General features: G+C 61.1%; 15 protein-coding genes. 8 read left to right on the plus strand and 7 right to left on the minus strand.

Annotation, left to right across the window (positions count from 1 at the left end):
• The 4 genes from mpaC to ACPFL9_RS17430 form a co-directional block, all read right to left on the minus strand.
• The gene (gene mpaC / locus ACPFL9_RS17415) at positions 1–1,245 is read right to left on the minus strand and encodes a daptide-type RiPP biosynthesis dehydogenase (RefSeq protein ID WP_426004144.1); all 1,245 of its coding nucleotides are present in this window, start codon (positions 1,243–1,245) and stop codon (positions 1–3) included.
• Complete coding sequence (gene mpaD / locus ACPFL9_RS17420; RefSeq protein ID WP_426004146.1) at positions 1,242–2,519, minus strand: daptide-type RiPP biosynthesis aminotransferase; 1,278 nt, start codon at positions 2,517–2,519, stop codon at positions 1,242–1,244. The genes mpaC and mpaD overlap by 4 nt, the downstream gene beginning before the upstream one ends.
• Positions 2,519–3,541, minus strand: a complete 1,023-nt coding sequence (gene mpaB, locus ACPFL9_RS17425) for a daptide biosynthesis RiPP recognition protein (RefSeq protein WP_426004148.1) — start codon at positions 3,539–3,541, stop codon at positions 2,519–2,521. The genes mpaD and mpaB overlap by 1 nt, the downstream gene beginning before the upstream one ends.
• A 241-nt stretch (positions 3,542–3,782) precedes the next feature.
• Positions 3,783–4,289, minus strand: coding sequence for a hypothetical protein (locus ACPFL9_RS17430; RefSeq protein WP_426004149.1), 507 nt, complete (start codon positions 4,287–4,289; stop codon positions 3,783–3,785).
• Positions 4,290–4,463: 174 nt separating this feature from the next.
• Between ACPFL9_RS17430 and ACPFL9_RS17435 the strand changes: the two genes are divergently transcribed.
• From ACPFL9_RS17435 to istB, 3 genes are all read left to right on the plus strand, one after another.
• Entirely contained in the window at positions 4,464–4,643 is a 180-nt protein-coding gene (locus ACPFL9_RS17435; protein ID WP_426004150.1) for a hypothetical protein, read from the plus strand.
• Positions 4,644–4,923: 280 nt separating this feature from the next.
• A complete protein-coding gene (gene istA, locus ACPFL9_RS17440; RefSeq protein WP_426004152.1) occupies positions 4,924–6,453 on the plus strand; it encodes an IS21 family transposase in 1,530 nt (509 codons plus the stop codon).
• Positions 6,450–7,238 carry an IS21-like element helper ATPase IstB gene (gene istB, locus ACPFL9_RS17445; protein WP_426004154.1) on the plus strand — a complete coding sequence of 263 codons (789 nt, stop codon included), beginning with the start codon at positions 6,450–6,452 and terminating at the stop codon, positions 7,236–7,238. The genes istA and istB overlap by 4 nt, the downstream gene beginning before the upstream one ends.
• 437 nt (positions 7,239–7,675) lie before the next feature.
• On the opposite strand, the gene ACPFL9_RS17450 is transcribed toward istB, so the two are convergent.
• Positions 7,676–7,948 (minus strand): DNA gyrase subunit A, encoded by a 273-nt coding sequence (locus ACPFL9_RS17450; protein WP_426004156.1) that lies wholly within the window; start codon positions 7,946–7,948, stop codon positions 7,676–7,678.
• A 466-nt stretch (positions 7,949–8,414) separates the two neighbouring features.
• Here ACPFL9_RS17450 and ACPFL9_RS17455 point away from each other — a divergent pair, with 466 nt between their 5' ends.
• The 5 genes from ACPFL9_RS17455 (at position 8,415) to ACPFL9_RS17475 (ending at position 13,765) form a co-directional block, all read left to right on the plus strand.
• A complete protein-coding gene (locus ACPFL9_RS17455) occupies positions 8,415–8,837 on the plus strand; it encodes a nucleoside 2-deoxyribosyltransferase (protein ID WP_426004157.1) in 423 nt (140 codons plus the stop codon).
• Positions 8,834–9,919 carry a thymidylate synthase gene (locus ACPFL9_RS17460; protein ID WP_426004159.1) on the plus strand — a complete coding sequence of 362 codons (1,086 nt, stop codon included), beginning with the start codon at positions 8,834–8,836 and terminating at the stop codon, positions 9,917–9,919. The genes ACPFL9_RS17455 and ACPFL9_RS17460 overlap by 4 nt, the downstream gene beginning before the upstream one ends.
• 147 nt (positions 9,920–10,066) lie before the next feature.
• Positions 10,067–11,251 (plus strand): MFS transporter, encoded by a 1,185-nt coding sequence (locus ACPFL9_RS17465; protein WP_426004161.1) that lies wholly within the window; start codon positions 10,067–10,069, stop codon positions 11,249–11,251.
• Positions 11,244–12,488 (plus strand): ATP-grasp domain-containing protein, encoded by a 1,245-nt coding sequence (locus ACPFL9_RS17470; protein ID WP_426004162.1) that lies wholly within the window; start codon positions 11,244–11,246, stop codon positions 12,486–12,488. The genes ACPFL9_RS17465 and ACPFL9_RS17470 overlap by 8 nt, the downstream gene beginning before the upstream one ends.
• Positions 12,488–13,765 carry an ATP-grasp domain-containing protein gene (locus ACPFL9_RS17475; RefSeq protein ID WP_426004163.1) on the plus strand — a complete coding sequence of 426 codons (1,278 nt, stop codon included), beginning with the start codon at positions 12,488–12,490 and terminating at the stop codon, positions 13,763–13,765. Before ACPFL9_RS17470 ends, ACPFL9_RS17475 begins: the two co-directional genes overlap by 1 nt.
• A 118-nt stretch (positions 13,766–13,883) precedes the next feature.
• On the opposite strand, the gene ACPFL9_RS17480 is transcribed toward ACPFL9_RS17475, so the two are convergent.
• Positions 13,884–15,122, minus strand: a complete 1,239-nt coding sequence (locus ACPFL9_RS17480; protein WP_426004165.1) for a Gfo/Idh/MocA family protein — start codon at positions 15,120–15,122, stop codon at positions 13,884–13,886.
• A 25-nt stretch (positions 15,123–15,147) separates the two neighbouring features.
• The gene (locus tag ACPFL9_RS17485; protein ID WP_426004167.1) at positions 15,148–15,891 is read right to left on the minus strand and encodes a ThuA domain-containing protein; all 744 of its coding nucleotides are present in this window, start codon (positions 15,889–15,891) and stop codon (positions 15,148–15,150) included.
• Position 15,892 lies beyond the last annotated feature (1 nt).

Consider the following 15,892-nt stretch of genomic DNA (forward strand, 5'->3'; position numbering starts at 1 on the left):
TCACCTCCTTTCCCTTGCCGTCGGTGTAGTGGCATGTGGCAAGTTCGATGCGGCCCGCTGTCCCCCGCCGGCCGGGTCCACTCCAGCCGGGTCCTCTCCCGGCTGGAGGACCTGCAGGACCTGTGCTGCAGTGAGTCCGCGAAGCATGGGCAGGACGCCGCCCCAGTTCCTGATCGAGGAGCTGGCGGCTTCCTGCGCGGTACCGTGCGCGACGACAGTGGGTTGGTTTAGTCCCCATCTGCGCATCAGTTCGGCGATTCCCAGCGCAGGATTCGGCGGCAGGCTGGAGTCTGTCCCGGTCACGGCTGACCAGAGCGCGGCCAGTCTGCGGGCGTCGCCCCAAGCCGCTGCCCCGCGGGTGATCTCTTCCCAAATCGCGGGGATGATGGCGGCGGTGGCACTCATTTTCCGGATTCCTGCGTGATAGGCGAGCTCGTTGGCGACGTACCAATGCTTGGCGCCGTAAGGGTCCCGGCCTGCCAAGGACCATCCGGTGTGTGTTTCCTGGCTGAGCCGCGCGGCCGACAGTCTCAACCCCGGAGAATCCTCCTGTGTGAGGCGTTGCCCCAAGGCAACGATCCGGCACAGCAGCAGGTGGGCGTCGTCGTCGAAAATGCTGGCGCTGCTGCCCGCAACAGTTCCGGCCACGCGCAGGAAAGCTTCCAGCAACCCCTCCAGAAGCAGGTGCCGCGGCAAGTCCGCCAGATGCGCTGCGTCCAGGACCGCGGCATCGGCAGCCAAGTGCCGTGAGGCCAGGAGCCGGCGCCCGACGGCGGTGTCCAGGCACGCTACTGCGCTGACTTCCGCTCCGGTCCCTATGGTGGACGGCATGAGGACAGTCCGTGGGCGCTCATGGGGTGCAGCCATCGCCGGCACCACCATCAGGCCGGACCTCCTGGCATGGCGCTCCACGTATACAGCCAGGCTGGGGTCGGCGGAGAACAGCGCCCCCAGCTTCACGGCATCCATGACCGAACCGCCGCCCAGGCCTACCACGGTCCGCAGTCCCTTGGCCAGGACAAACGCAGTGACCTCACGGACCCTTTCCGTATCGACGGGCCCGGCAGGGAGTTCCAGAATTGGTGCTCCTCTCAGGTCGCCTGCCAGCAGCCGGTCGCGTTGCCCGCCGAGCGCAGGATCAAGCACCAAACCGGTGCGCCCGCGCGTCAGGGCATGCAGATACTTCGGTGACATTCCGGCGTCGAGAATGACGCTGCGGGTCCGCCACGTTTTGTCGGCGATCATCCGAAAACTCCGTCCCGACATGCGTCCTGGAGGCCCTTGAAGATTGCCTCTTTGAGCTCGGCGAAGTTGTCGGGCGTATAGACGAGGGCAGGAAGGAGTTGGATCCGGCCGGGGCCGGGTTGGACCAAGGCACCCGCGTGATGGATGCGCCTCACCACGGCAAGCACTGCGTTCGACGCCAACGGAACACCATTGCTGCTCAACAGTTGGATGCCCCTCATGCAGCCACGGCCGGACGTGTTTCCCACGCCTGGAATAGCCGTCAGTGATTCGATGAGCTCGTCCAGCCCTTGCGAAACCTCCGCATTGAGCCGCTCATGGTCGAGCCTTTTCATTTCATCGATGGTTGCCAGGATGGCCGCGCACGCAGCAGGAGTTCCGGCTTGTGTTTCACCTTGGACGAAGATGGCCTCGCTGGAGTCGAACGCGGCGGTGACGCGTGTTCCTATCAGCAGGGCAGCGCAGGCGGAAGTCCCGTTGGTCAGACCCTTCGAGGTGATAATTACGTCCGGGCCTTCGGCCCATTCATCGGACACGAACCAGGACTTCACGCGGCCGAATCCCGTGGCAACCTCGTCCGCGACGATCAGGAAGCCATGGTCTTTTCGGTAGCCCAGCAGTTGGCTGACGAATTCTTGCAGGAGTGCGTCCGCTCCGGAGCCGAGGACCGGTTCCACAACCACGGCAGCTATCCGGTGCCCTTCCCGCCGCATCAGCGCGGCAAGCCCTTCGCCGCCGTCGTCTGCACTGACGTGCCTGATATTGCGGGTGTCCACCCCGTACACTGCTTGCCCCAGGTCATCGCCGCCCAGCGCATGGCTTCCGTAGGTGAGGCCGTGGTAGCTACGCTCCAAGCCGACGATCAGCTTTTTCTCCGGATGTCCCGCCAAGGCCGCATACTGCCGCGCCAGTTTCATGACGGCGTCGTTGGCGGCACCGCCGGACGTGGAGAACAGCACACGCTGGAACGGGTGGGCAGGCAGGGACAACAAGGCGTCCGCTGCTTGGATTGCTTTGCCGTGGGCAGACCGGAAAAGGGGAAGGTACGACGCCGTCTCCAACTCCGCTGCCATGGCCGCAGCGATCCGCTGGTTGCCGTAGCCGAGGTTGGCGTTCCACAGACCGCTCTTGGCGCAGATGCGTCGGCGGCCGTCCGCGAAGGTCACGTGGACGCCTTGGGCCGCGGTTGCCGTGTAACTCTCCGCCACGAAGTCGTGTTGGGGAATCAGCGGCACCCACAGTGGCAGCATTGTGCGGGGTGACTGGCCGGTCATCACCGGACTCCGAGGATGTCGATGCCCAACTGGTCGAACTGCGCCACCACGGCGCGTACCGAGCTTTCCGCTTGCGCGGCGGGAACGCCCAGTGCCGGGGCGGCCAGTATCGCGGCGGTGTTGAAGTCCTGGAGGTTGGACACTGCCTCCACGATGGTTGCCGCATCCTTGCCGATCTTGAACAGTCGGCCTGTCTTAGGATCCAACAACGTGTGTTCACCGCCGCGGTGCAGGATAAACGGGGCGTCAGGCGAGGCCGTACTGCTGCTGTCCAGTGCGCCGTAGAGGCTGCGCCCGAAGCCCACCAGCTGGGTTGCTGCCCTTTCTTCCCGGGGAATGAACTTCCAAGCGTCCAAAGCTGCCAGATACCGGGGTAGCCAAGGCCTTTCCCGGAGCAGGCGGCGGATGTCACCCGGTTCGGATACCGCAGCCACGGAGGACTCCGGGTGGAGGGCCAGGGACCGGAGGCGCAGGTCATGAAGGGGGTCGCCCACTTGGCCGATCCTGGTTCCGTAGGGTCCGTTAAGGATCCGTCCGTCCCCGGTGATGTGGAGCCGGGGCATCACCAGGCTGTGGGTGGCCAGTCCGCTGAGCAAAGCACGTTCTGCCAGCACTGCGTTGACTTCAGTCAGTTGCTGGATGAAATGCCCGGAGCTGCGGGCGGCATCGGCGTCATCGAAGAATGCCTGCCAGTCTTCCCGGGTGGTCATGCGCACCACCGTGACGCCCACCAGATTGATGAACGGGATGGCCACATAGTCCTGGATTTCCAGGCTCAACGACCCGTCAATCAAGAGTTCTTCGCCAGTCTCAGCGAACGCGCCTGACACCGGAACTATGGTGTGGTCGCCGGCATCGCCGCCCAGTACCAGGACTGTCGCATCCCGGTCCGCAAGCTTCTTGGCATATGGTGCGTGGTCCGGATTCTCCACGAAAATTGCGGGCCCTTGGATCCGTCCGGGAATCCCGGTGATCCACTGGTCCACTGCCGCAGCTGTGGCCTGCTGCTGAGTCAACGTCATCTACCCGACCCCCAATAGTCGCTCCACTACGGCCCCGAGGGTGCTCAGGGCCCGTTCCTGTGAAGGAGACTATGGATGCGGTGATGGGCATGGGTGTGAAAGTGGACACTGCGCAAGCCCAAAGAGGGAAATTAGGTGGTCGAAACACCAAAACTAGGTGGTGGGAGAGCCTGCCTAGGTGGTGATGCAGCTTGGGTCTAGGTGGTGCTGGGTGCGGGGCTTCCGGGCGCTCGTGGAGGGCCTAATGGCCGAACATCTCCAGGCATCCGCCGTCCATGATTCCGCCGCCGGCCTGGACGGTGACGTCACCTTGATCCGGAACGAAGCCGTACAGGCAGCCGCCGCTTGGCACCGCCACCCCGAACCTCACGCCTGTGCCGCCGTCGTCCGTTTGAACCTCTTTTAAGTGCAGGCCGTTAAACGCGGCAGTGACGGTGTCCGCCGTGGCGGGCCGCGGGAGTTTCTGCAGTGCCTCGACGGCGGGGGCAATGTGCTGGTTCAGTTCCGCTTGCACGTCCGAACTGAGCTTTCCGCGTTGGCGGTAGGTCTCGTTGGCGGCCATGGCGGCGTCTCCGTCGTAGGGGACGCAGTTGGTGGGTAGAGGTTCGGTGCCGGCGCTTGGGCACGCGGCGGTTGGAGTCGGTGCGCCGCTGTGCGTTGAGGCGGCTGGAACGCCGCAGGCGCTGAGGGCAAGAAGTACGACGGCGGCAGTCGCCATGGTTCGCGGTGCTGGCTTTGTTTTCCCCATGGGTTGGACGATACCGGCTGAGCACCTAGATGAGTTTCAGCACCACCTATTTTTCGACGCCGCAGCACCTAGTACCGCTGTCATTAGCCCGTGCATTTGGGTCCCTACCACCTAGTGCTCATAATTTGGGATAAGGCTGGGACCTCGGGGACGTCGAGGGATTGGATGTGGGAGATGAAGGTTTTGTTCCTGGTCACGGCAGGGTTCCATGTGGTGGCCGCGTGCTTGTCGTTTTCCAACAATCCGACTCTCTGCGCCCTGAGTGCGGTGGCGGCCGTGGCATCCCTGGTGGGTTGGTTCCGAACCAGAAGGCGTGAGATGTCAGCCCGCGCCGAGACGGCCTCGTTGCTCTAAGGAACTGGAAATGTGGCACCTGAAGTCAGCGAAGGGCCATCGGCTGGGACTTTCCGCCGCTTCCGGAGTCGGCCTGGCGTTGTTCTGTTAGCGGCCATGAAAAACTGCCCGTAGGCGGCCACGAAAGTGCCCACTGATGGCCAGTAGAACTGCCCAGCGGTGGCCATGAGATCTGCCCACTTCCTTACTTGTCCTGCCGCGTCTTAAGCGGCGGGGGCCTCTCCCCGGGATTTGATGACGGTGTCTAGTCGCATCAAAATTCGCCAGGAAGAGGCCCTGTATGAAGTCTGACGGAGAAATCATGGAAATACTCGCTGCCTACGATCTGACCGGATCGTTGCGGGCAACCGCGGAGCTGACGGGCTGCTCGCACCACACTGTCGCCAGGCATGTCGCCGCGAGGGACGCGGGCCGTCCCATCGCCGAACCCGCCGCCAGGGATCGTGTCACTGACGCGTTTCTGCCCAAGATCGAGGAATGGGTCGAGGCTTCCAAGGGCCGGATCCGTGCTGACAAAGCCCACGAGAAACTCATCGCTCTGGGCTATGAGGGTTCGGAGCGGTCCACCCGTCGCGCCGTCGCACAGGTCAAGGCCGCCTGGCGGTTGGGTCATGTTCGTGTGCACCGGCCGTGGATCACGGAGCCGGGGATGTGGTTGCAGTACGACTTCGGCGACGGTCCCCGCATCGAGGGGGTGAAGACCATCTTGTTCGTTGCCTGGTTGGCGTTCTCCAGGTTCCGGATCGTGATCCCGTTGCGGGACCGGACCGCGCCGAGCGTGTTCGCCGCCTTGGATCGGTGCTTCCGTATCGCCGGTGGGGCACCGACCTATGTGCTCACGGACAACGAGAAAACCGTCACCACCACCCACGTCGCCGGGGTTCCGGTGAGGAACCAGCAGACTTTGGACTTCGCGCGCCATTACGGGGTTACTGTGCTGACGTGCCAGCCCGCGGACCCCGCAACAAAAGGCGGCGTCGAAGCATCAGTGAAGCTGGCCAAAGCCGACCTGGTCCCCACTGCTACGAATCTCCGGGCCGAATACTCCACGTTCGGTGAGCTTGAGGAGGCGTGCGCGGCGTTCATGGACGAAGTGAACAACCGCGAGCACCGGGTGACCCGCCGTAAACCGGCCGCGGCCCTGGCCGAGGAGGCCCCGCGTTTGCACCGGGTCCCCGAGACCGCGCACACGGTCGTGTTCGGGCTCTCCCGCACCGTCGCGGAGAACACACCGATGGTCACGTTCGAGAACGCCCAGTATTCGGTCCCTGCGCAGCTGCTCGGGGCGAGGGTGTTCGTCCGCTCCCACGGCGCCGGAACCGATGAGCAGGTCATCATCGTCCACCACGGCCGGACCGGTCCGGTCGAGGTCGCCCGACATCACCGGGCCAGGCCCGGCAGCCCTGCCGTCAACGATGAACACTTTCCCGGGACCAGGACCCGGGTCCCGGGTGATTATGCGGTGAAGGCCCGCACCGCTGACGAAGCAGAGTTCCTCGGTATCGGCGAGGGCGCCAGGACCTGGATCGTTGAAGCCGCCGCGGCAGGCACGGCCCGGATGAACGTGAAAATGGCCGAAGCGGTGACCCTGGCCAAAATCGCCGGCACCGCTGAAGTCGATAAAGCCCTCGGCAACGCAGCCTTCCACGGCCGGTTCGCTCACGGGGATCTGGCCTCGATCCTGAACGCCGGAAAGTCCCGCACCACCACCCACTCCGCGGACGAAACCCGCTCCCTGACCCAGGGCACCAGCGCCTGGGCACGTTTGGGCGTCACCGCCTCCACCACGCAGGAGGAACCGAACCGATGAGCCCGGTCACCACCACGAACACCACTGCACCGCCACTGCCGGCCGACCTCGAAGCGCTGATGCGGCAACTGAAAATGCCCCACGCCCGGGCCCTCGCGCCTGAACTGATCGCGACCGCCCGCGCCCAACGCTGGGAACCGGCCGAGACAATCAAGGCACTCTTCGCCGAGGAAGCCGCCGGCCGGGCCCGGTCCATGCTCGCCACCCGCCGCAAAGCAGCAGGCTTCCCGACCGGGAAGACCTTCGACGCGTGGGACCCGGCCGTCTCCTCCATCCCAGGCCCAACCCAGCAGGCCCTGCGCACCCTGGAATGGATAACCCGACGCGAGAACCTGGTCGTCTGCGGGCCCTCCGGGACCGGGAAAACGTTCTTCCTCGAAGCCCTCGGCCAGCAAGCCGTCGAAGCCGGGATGCGCGTGGCCTGGTTCAGGCTCGAAGACCTCGGAGCCCTCATCCGCGCCCACCGCACCGATGACAGCGTCACCCGCGCCGTGACCAGAATCCTGCGCGCCGAACTCGTGGTCATTGACGATATCGGGCTCCTGCCGGTAGCCACCGACGCCGCCGAAGGACTCTACCGGGTCGTGGACGCAGCCTACGAAAAACGCTCCGTCGCGATCTCCTCGAACCTGCACCCGGCCGGCTTCGATGAACTCATGCCCAAAACCCTCGCAACAGCCACAGTGGACCGGCTCTTGCACCACGCGCACGTCTGCCAGACCAGCGGCGACTCCATCCGCCTCACCCAAGCCCTCGCCGGGAAAGGAGTCACCCAACTGAACTAACAAGCCCCGACGATGGCCAATCCCGCCGAAACCGATCAGTGGGCAGATCTATTGGCCATCACCGGGCAGTTTTACTGGCCACCAGCGGGAACTTTAACTGGCCGCCGGTGGGCAGAAACTAGTGGCCATTGACATTGTTCACGATGGTTGGCTGGCCTTGGCTGCTGTTGGTGTTCGTTGGCCTGATGGCGTTCCTGGCCGGGCTCGCCATGTACTACAGACAGTTCGTGCACGGTACCGGCCAAGACGCCAGTGCCGGAAAGGGAAGCGCCCTGGCAGTCATACCCTGTCTTTTTCCCGTTACTCTGCTCGTTCGAGGCTCGGAACCCGCCGCGTGGGCCGGGGTACTGCTGGGCTTGGTCGGCTGCCTGGTTACTTATGTGTGCTTGAAAAGGGCGGGTTACTAGGTCTGTTTAGCGCCGGGCAAGGGCCTTAAGTCAGTCCCCTTCGCCCAATATGGATCTAAGTTCTGCCGCACGGAAGGCGCTCCTTTGACGCTGGTCGCGGGTGAATCTCCGGGCCTGCACATCTAGGACCGCCCGGCTGGCAACCGTCTCGACTCCCAGAAGTTGAGCAACGCGACGAGTGGCCTCATTGACGTCTTCTGAATCCTCAATTGTTTGGAAAACCTCGTCGCGTCGATCTATCGCCTGCATCAGGGCCTCGAGAATAACCAGTTCTTCCCTCGTTTGCCGCTCAAACTGGTCCATGCCGTGATTCTTGCACGAAAAACAGCAACCTCCACCGCACAGCTGGCCAACCGGAGACAAACGGTGCGACATCTGTCCGCAATTGCGCAAAGCCGCTTTCAACGCGTTGTCATCATGTCGATGTTGAAGCTGTACTCAAGCATTGGACACACAACACTAGCGGCCACGAAAGCGCTCCCATCTCCGAACGATGTCCGAGCGACATCCCCCGACACGCACGACATAGGACAGCTCCAGCACCTAGACCACCTTCGAGCACCACCTATTTTGACCCTTTCCAGTACCTAATTTGCCCCAAAACACCACCTAGTTTCGGTTTTTCCGCTCACGAGGACATCGGGGAACAGAAGCTGAAGCTATCGGCATTCTCGATCTAGGCACGTGCGAAATCCGTCGTTTGGACTTCAAACGACCCTTGAAAGGGGTCACCGAGAAGCCCTTCCACACCGAAGAAAGGCGAAAGTCTATGAAAAAGTACTACTTTGCCGGCTCCATCAGAGCCGGGCGGAGCGACGTACCCACCTACCGGCGGATCATCGATCACCTCCAGACCACTGGGGATGTATTGACCGAACACGTCGGCGACTACTCACTTTCTCTGAAGGGTCAGACGGAGCATACCGACAAGTTCATTCACGATCGTGACCTTGGCTGGCTGCGTACTTGCAAATGCGTCGTCGCCGAAACTACAAATCCCAGCCTCGGCGTGGGATATGAGATTGCATGCGCCCTGAACTGGAACATCCCAGTCATCGCTCTACATCGTCCTGAGCGTTCATCGCTTTCAGCAATGATCGCCGGCGCAGATGGTGTCGAGGTTATCGAATACGACGACCTCGATGCCGCGCTTCGCGAACTTGACTCCGCACTGGAACGGGTGACCAAATGACTCAGTACCGCAACCTATCAAGCGCCCTCCAGGGTGCCCTCACAGAGATCGAGACCACTGGTTCGGAAGTCCTTGCGCGGGGGCAGAACCAGCGTGAGATTATCGGCTACCGCACCACCATGACGTCACCCCAGGAACGCGTTGTAGTTCTCCCTGGCCGGAAGAACAACATATTCGCCCAGATAGCCGAAACCCTGTGGGTGCTGGCTGGACGGGATGACATGGACTTCCTTTCCCGGTATCTCCCCCGGGCAGTCGACTTCTCCGACAACGGTACGACGTGGCGAGCGGCATACGGACCTCGGCTGAGGAAGTGGAATGGCCAAGTTGATCAACTTGCAGGAGTGCTTCAGCGTTTCCATGAAGACATCAACACTAAGCGCGCCGTGGCCTCGATCTACGATCCGGCCTCGGATTTCGTCGATTCCAAGGATGTTCCCTGCAACAACTGGTTGAACTTTATCCAGCGCGATGGGCGGCTCCACTTGAACGTTTCAGTTCGCGCCAACGACGCCATTTGGGGCTTCTCGGGCATCAATGTTTTCGAGTGGAGTGTGACTCTGGAGCTCATCGCTGCGTCACTAGGCCTGGCTGTGGGAGAGTTGAATTGGTTTGTCGGCTCTATGCACGTGTACGAGCGCCATTACTCTGTGGCCCGACGGATCACGAGCAACGCCCCGGTCGAAAGCCCGTATCACTACGGCGTGCGATCATTGCCGATTCTGTCAACGCTGGACGCATTCGACCACGGCATTGTCGGCCTCCTTGAAGTGGAAAGCCAATTCAGGCGCGGGAATTATTCGGCCACGGTTGACCTAAGTGATCCTTTCCTTGATGGCTGCGAACAGATGCTGAGGATCCACAACATGCACCTGAACGGAGTTTCCCAGGCACAGATTGTCGATGTGATAGGACGACTGCCAGCATCGGACTTCCGGATCGGAGCCATTGAGTTCTTTGCACGCAAGTGGGATCTCGCCGCTTTCCGTGAGTTGTCGCTTACACCCTCCGAACGGGCCTTCTTGAGCTATCACGCGAATCTCGTTGTCGCTGAGAACCTGCTCCACGAAGTGTCGGTCTAGTAGTGAGCTCCGTGAACTACTTCGATCCGGGTACTTATGGCTCCTGCTGAGACCGAACACACACATGTTGGTTCCTTGGGCGAGCGAATTCGCACCACGATGGGGTTCCCTTCTGTCCGTGGACGAGGACTGTTCGTAGGTTCGACGGTGGTCGACAGCCTCGCAAATGGTGTCGTCTTTGCCTTCCTGCTCATCTACTTTCAACAAGTGACGGCTGTTCCGCTGGCGGAAATCGGCTTTGCAATGACGACTGGACGTCTGGTCGCCCTTGCAACGCCGCCGCTTGCCGGCATGGCCCTTGACCGCTGGTCCCCCCGGAAGGTCATCGTCCTTGGGAACTGGATTTCCTTCGTGGGAGTTGGCGTGGCAGCATTCGCTACGGATTTCTGGGTGATTGGAATCAGTCAGCTACTCATCCAGGTTGGTATGAACCTGTACTGGACTAGTTCCAGGAGCCTTGTAGCGATCGCTGCACAGGGCGAAGAACTGCCCCGCTGGTTTGCACTCCTCGGCGCGCTCCGGAACGTTGGTACCGGGGTGGGCGCGGTGGTCGCATCCTTATTTCTTGCAGTCGATTCCCCAGTCCTGCTGCGGTCGCTGGTGGGTGGCAGCGCCTTTGCCTTCGCCATCGCGTCCATTCTGCTGCTGGCCTGGAACATGTCATCAATGGAGCAGAAACACAGGTCCGAAAAAGCCAGGGACTTCACAAGCCCGCCCGAATCTCCAGGAAACCGGGGATATGCCGCAGTGCTCACAGACAGTCGCTACATGCTGCTGCTGGCGCTCAACCTTGTGTTTGTGCTCGCGGCGATGGTCCTTCCACTCTTGCTCGCGGTATGGGTCGTCGACATTGCCAGGCTCGCACCAGGGTGGGCCGGTGGTCTCATCGCGGCTAACACGCTATGCGTGGCTTTGCTGAGCACGGTTGCAGTACGACTAACCGAACGATTCCACCCTGCGTCCCTGCTCATTGGGGCTTTCGCCCTGAACGCGCTATCACTGATTTTGTTGTGGGCCGCCGGTGCAAACAGTGGAGGTCTAGCGGCCGTACTCTTCCTCACTGTGTTCATCGTGATCTACAGCGCTGCGGAGATGCTGAGCACGCCGTACATGAGCGATCTGAGTGTTTCGATGGCTGACTCTGCACACTCGGGTCGCTATCAGGGCGCGTTCCAGTCGTCATGGAGTCTCGGAATGGCCATGGCACCAGTCCTTTTCGCCACGCTACTTCAGTTTTCACCAAACCTTCTCATTGGGATTCTCACTGTCCTATGCCTGCTTTCCATCCTCGGATGCTTCCTGTTGAAACGAAAGATCGCTCAAAATGACTAATTTTCCTAAGGATGCAATCGCAATCTTAGAACCATTTGGCAATGCCTCGCGGCCTCTCGCTGAAGCGGTTGTCAAAAGAAACCTACGACTAATCACAGTCACCCAGCAGGATGTCTTGCCAAAGCTCGACGCCAAGGTGATTGCATCGTCCGACGAAATACTCCTGGTCGACTTTGGTAGTCCGAGCGTGGTCGATGACATTCAGGCTCAGCTCAGCGACAAGGGGGTTGTGGGTTTGATAACAGGCTGGGAGTTCTTCACCGGGATAGTGGCCGAAGTCGCTTCGAAGCTCGGCCTTCCGGGAAACCAGCAGGAGAAGTCTAATGCTGCCCGGAATAAGTGCATGATGGCCGAGGTCTTCCTCCAATCAAATGTTAAGCATGCCAAAACTGTGGTCGCAGCCGATGCCGTTAGTCTACTGGAGGAGATTTCCTCGGCTGGACTTTCCTATCCATTAGTCATAAAACCAGCAGAGAATGCCGGCTCTGTTGGAGTGACAATCGTCGAAAAACCCCACGACATCCCCGAGGCTGTTAGGGAAGCCCAATCCTTCCCGTTCGAATTTCCCCATGGTTTGCCACTCGACATTCGGATACTTGCCCAGGAGTATATTGGCGGTCTTGAGTACTCCGTTGAATCGGTGGCCTTTCGGGGCAGGATCAGCCACGTGGCAGTAACCGGCAAGAGCACCACAAAGGGGAACCGCCGCGCCGAACTCGGACATGTAATCCCCGCAAACGTGTCCGCCCATGACCTGTCTGAAATCCATCGGTCAACCACGGCAGCACTGACAAGTCTTGGCTTTACCGACGGTGTAGCGCACACAGAAGTGAAGGTATGGAACGGCGAAGCGTGGGTCATAGAAGCAGGGCTGCGACCAGGAGGAGACTACATCATCAAGCTAGTTCCCCTTGCTACCGGAGTGGGTCTGGCAGAGGCGTACGTCGACGTAGCGCGGGGCATTGCGCCTGACCTGGAGCCTCGCCCTGTGTCCCGCACAGCAGGAGTTCGGTTTGTCGTACCGGACCGTGTGGGTACTGCCGTGGTCTCGGCACCGTTCCCTGTCCATCCGTCCCTAGTTGAGGGGGATTATCTCGTAGCCAACGGCGAGGCCGTCTCAGATGGTGTCGATAATATTTCTCGCTTGGCGTATGCGATTGTTGCTTCCAACACTATGGACGAATACGAGCAGGAAATGCGGTCTGTCCTGGATCGCGTCAAGGTCGGCGTCGTCTAGTGGTTGGTCTTGCTTTCCTGCGATCCATCGAGGTCGGACAGGCACTTCCCCATCTCTCTGAGTGCCATGACTGGCTCATCGAGCAAGGGCTAACCAGCCACTTGATCTATTCTGACGGCGACGTCCCGCCCCGCTTGTTCAACGGCGAAACAACCCGGCTGCCGGATTCCGGCGGCTTGGTCGACTTTGTCCAGGCATTCGAGCGCATCGTACCCCCGGGCGGGGTTGGCGTAAGCATCTCCATCCCCGACGAGAATGTGGTCCGTGATGCGGTCTTGGCGGACTCGCAGGCCCCGCGGAGGCGGACGATTCTCGCGCCGTCAGTTTCTGCTGCGCTAACTCTCTCAAGCAAATGGGAAACCAAGCATGCGCTGACTCGGCACGGTATTACTACCCCAAGAGGCTTTTACGTTGACGGCGATTTACTGGCTGGTCGGGCTTCAGTGCAGATGGAGTATCCGCCTGCGCTTAGAGCTTTAGCGCAGGATCTGACGTTCCCAGTGCTGGCAAAACCGGTCTGGGATTGCCTAGGCAACGGGATAGTTAAATTGGATGACAGCGAGTGCCTCAACCAATGGCTCAACGCCGGCGGGATGAACGTTAATTGTGTCATTGAAGAACTCATAGACGGCGAACTGTGCTCAATTGAAGTCATTTCCGACGGTACGACTGTGCTGATGCAACCAGTTGTATGGAAAGGACCCACGATCTCCCCCGGAAGCTTCGCCTTTGAACAGGTCCGATGGTCTCATTCCAGTGTTCACATGGACACCATCGAGCCCGTGCTCGCAAGTCGGATACGCAAGATGTGCCGAACGGACGGACTCAGGGGAGCTTTCGAATTCGAGTTCATCGCAACCCCTAAAGGGTTCACATGCATCGAGGTGAACCCTCGGGTCTCCGGTTCCACAGCTATGTCAATTTGCGCCTCCGGAGTCAACACTTACATCGAACTCTGCAAAATAGCCCTCAGCGATTGGTGCCCGCCAGATAAGCCCGAGCCAGGAGGGTACACAGCACTTCAGTTTCCACTGGCATCGGATGAACCCAATGTTCAAGACTTCAAGGGTTCCACGGCCGAGGCCCTGAGAGTCAGCACCTTTGTGGTTGACGGTCAGTTGTATCCAACGGCTCTCATCCGCGTTAGTGACGATCAGCTGTCAGTGTTCCTCGAATGGTGTCGAAAAGACGGTTCAAATCTTGTTTCGCAGGACACCTGCGACCGTCTGGAGTACGCCTACGAAAGAAGGGCGGCATATATCGACGATGGCGGCTAACGACCAGCTGCGAGAGGTCGTGGGGCGGCGTTGAGCTAAACAGCATAACTCGCCCGCGCTTTAAAAAGAAAATCAGCCCGAGCCGTGAGGCGAGCGGGCTGATCGTGATGAAGAAACACTACCGTATTGAAGCCGTCGGCGCGGACTGATCTCGCGCAGCGTCGGCCACGGTTGGCGGTAGGGCTTTGCCTCTAGCAGGTTCAGCGCCCTGTGGAACCCCCGTCACCACACTCCTGTTTCGCGCCGACTCTTCGACGGCAGCCAGCACCCGCTGAACCTGCAGGCCGTCCTCGAACGACGGCGACGGCGCCTCGCCATCGCGGATCGCGCACAGGAAGTCCCGGATCTGATGCGTGAAGGTGTGTTCCCAGCCAATGATGTGCCCCTGCGGCCACCACGCCCCAACGTACGGATGCTCGGGCTCATTCACCAGGATCCGCCGGAACCCCTGCTCCCGCACGGGCAGCGTGGCGTCCAGGAATCCAAGTTCGTTCAGGCTCTCCAGATCGAACGTCAACGAGCCAAGGGAACCATAGATTTCAATCTTGAGTGCGTTCTTCTGGCCGGTAGCCACCCGTGACGCTTCCACGGAGGCACTCACGCCGCCGGTCAGCCCCAAAGTGGCCCACGCGGCGTCGTCCACTGTCACTTTCTCCGGGCCCGACGGACCGGGACGCTCCGTGACAAAAGTCCGCAGCGTCCCTGTCACCTCGGTAACCAACTGCCCGGTGAGGTACTGAACCTGGTCGATCGCGTGGGAAGCAATGTCGCCCAGCGCCCCGGAGCCGGCTGTCTCCTTCCGAAGTCGCCAACTCATGGGGGCTTCGACGTCGGAAAGCCAGTCCTGCAGGTAAGCGGCGCGTACGTGCCGAACGGTTCCGAGACGTCCTTCGGCAATCAGTTCCCGAGCCAGGGCCAGCGCCGGGACGCGCCGGTAGTTGAACCCGACCATCGATTGCACACCCCGTGCCTGGGCCGAAGCTGCCGCCGAAGCCATCAGCTCAGCCTCCTCCAGCGTGTTGGCCAGCGGCTTCTCCACGAGCACATGCTTACCGGCTTCCAGCGCCGCGATAGCGATCTCCGCGTGCATCCAGCCCGGAGCACAGATGTCCACGATGTCGATATCGTCCCGTGAGATCACCGAACGCCAGTCAGTAGCCGACTCAGCCCAACCGTACTTACCCGCTGCAAAAGCAACCTGGACAGCGTCCCGGCCAACCAGCACTTTCTGCTCGAAGGCCGGGACGTCGAAGAAGCTCGCCACGTTCCGCCACGCATTCGAGTGGGCCTTGCCCATGAAGGCGTAACCGATCGCGGCAACACCCAACGGACGCCCCACAGGAAGAGAAGTGGTCATGATCAAGCTCCTTGGATAGAAAGGCCTACGCGAACCAGTCGCGCGAAGGGTTGGAAACCTCGGGCGCCTCACGGAACACACCCGGCTGCGCCACCCAGCGGACGCCGTTGGCGATCACCTTCTGGATCTGCGGCTGGTGGTAAACCGGGTACTCCTGGTCGCCGGGGCTGAAGTAGAAGATCCGGCCCTTGCCGCGCGAGAACGTCACGCCGGAGCGGAACACCTCTCCCCCGGCGAAGGAGCTGATGAAGATCAGGTCGTCAGGCTCCGGGATGTCGAACAGTTCCCCGTACATTTCCTGCTGCGGGATCACGATGGGACTTTCGATGCCTGCCGCGATCGGGTGCGACGGCTTGACTGTCCACACCAGCTCACGCTCGCCCTCGTTGCGCCACTTCAAGGAACACGTGGTTCCCAACAGCTTGGTGAAGATCTTCGCGAAGTGTCCGGAGTGCAGCACGACGAGTCCCATGCCGCCAAGCACATGACGCTGCACGCGCTCCACCACTTCCTCGGCGACTTCCTCATGGGCGATGTGCCCCCACCAGAGCAGCACGTCGGTCTGAGCGAGAACTTCTTCCGAGAGCCCGTGCTCCGGATCAGCCAAGGTAGCCGTCGTGATTTCGGAGTCCGGGTAGAAGCCGCGGAGCCCGGCGGCAATAGCGCCGTGGATCCCCTCGGGGTACATTTCGCCGATGGTGGCTGGCTCGTTGCGGGCCTCGTGGACGCCCTCGTTCCAGACGACGATCTTCAGTTTCGTATCAGACATG

This window comes from Paenarthrobacter sp. NyZ202, assembly GCF_049860755.1.
Classification (GTDB): Bacteria; Actinomycetota; Actinomycetes; order Actinomycetales; family Micrococcaceae; genus Arthrobacter.

Excerpts from the sequence above, each read along its gene's own strand:
- mpaC (WP_426004144.1), bottom strand. The coding sequence starts at position 1,245 with ATGATCGCCGACAAAACGTGGCGGACCCGCAGCGTCATTCTCGACGCC.
- mpaD (WP_426004146.1), bottom strand. The coding sequence starts at position 2,519 with ATGACCGGCCAGTCACCCCGCACAATGCTGCCACTGTGGGTGCCGCTG.
- mpaB (WP_426004148.1), bottom strand. The coding sequence starts at position 3,541 with ATGACGTTGACTCAGCAGCAGGCCACAGCTGCGGCAGTGGACCAGTGG.
- ACPFL9_RS17430 (WP_426004149.1), bottom strand. The coding sequence starts at position 4,289 with ATGGGGAAAACAAAGCCAGCACCGCGAACCATGGCGACTGCCGCCGTC.
- ACPFL9_RS17435 (WP_426004150.1), top strand. The coding sequence starts at position 4,464 with ATGAAGGTTTTGTTCCTGGTCACGGCAGGGTTCCATGTGGTGGCCGCG.
- istA (WP_426004152.1), top strand. The coding sequence starts at position 4,924 with ATGAAGTCTGACGGAGAAATCATGGAAATACTCGCTGCCTACGATCTG.
- istB (WP_426004154.1), top strand. The coding sequence starts at position 6,450 with ATGAGCCCGGTCACCACCACGAACACCACTGCACCGCCACTGCCGGCC.
- ACPFL9_RS17450 (WP_426004156.1), bottom strand. The coding sequence starts at position 7,948 with ATGGACCAGTTTGAGCGGCAAACGAGGGAAGAACTGGTTATTCTCGAG.
- ACPFL9_RS17455 (WP_426004157.1), top strand. The coding sequence starts at position 8,415 with ATGAAAAAGTACTACTTTGCCGGCTCCATCAGAGCCGGGCGGAGCGAC.
- ACPFL9_RS17460 (WP_426004159.1), top strand. The coding sequence starts at position 8,834 with ATGACTCAGTACCGCAACCTATCAAGCGCCCTCCAGGGTGCCCTCACA.
- ACPFL9_RS17470 (WP_426004162.1), top strand. The coding sequence starts at position 11,244 with ATGACTAATTTTCCTAAGGATGCAATCGCAATCTTAGAACCATTTGGC.
- ACPFL9_RS17480 (WP_426004165.1), bottom strand. The coding sequence starts at position 15,122 with ATGACCACTTCTCTTCCTGTGGGGCGTCCGTTGGGTGTTGCCGCGATC.
- ACPFL9_RS17485 (WP_426004167.1), bottom strand. The coding sequence starts at position 15,891 with ATGTCTGATACGAAACTGAAGATCGTCGTCTGGAACGAGGGCGTCCAC.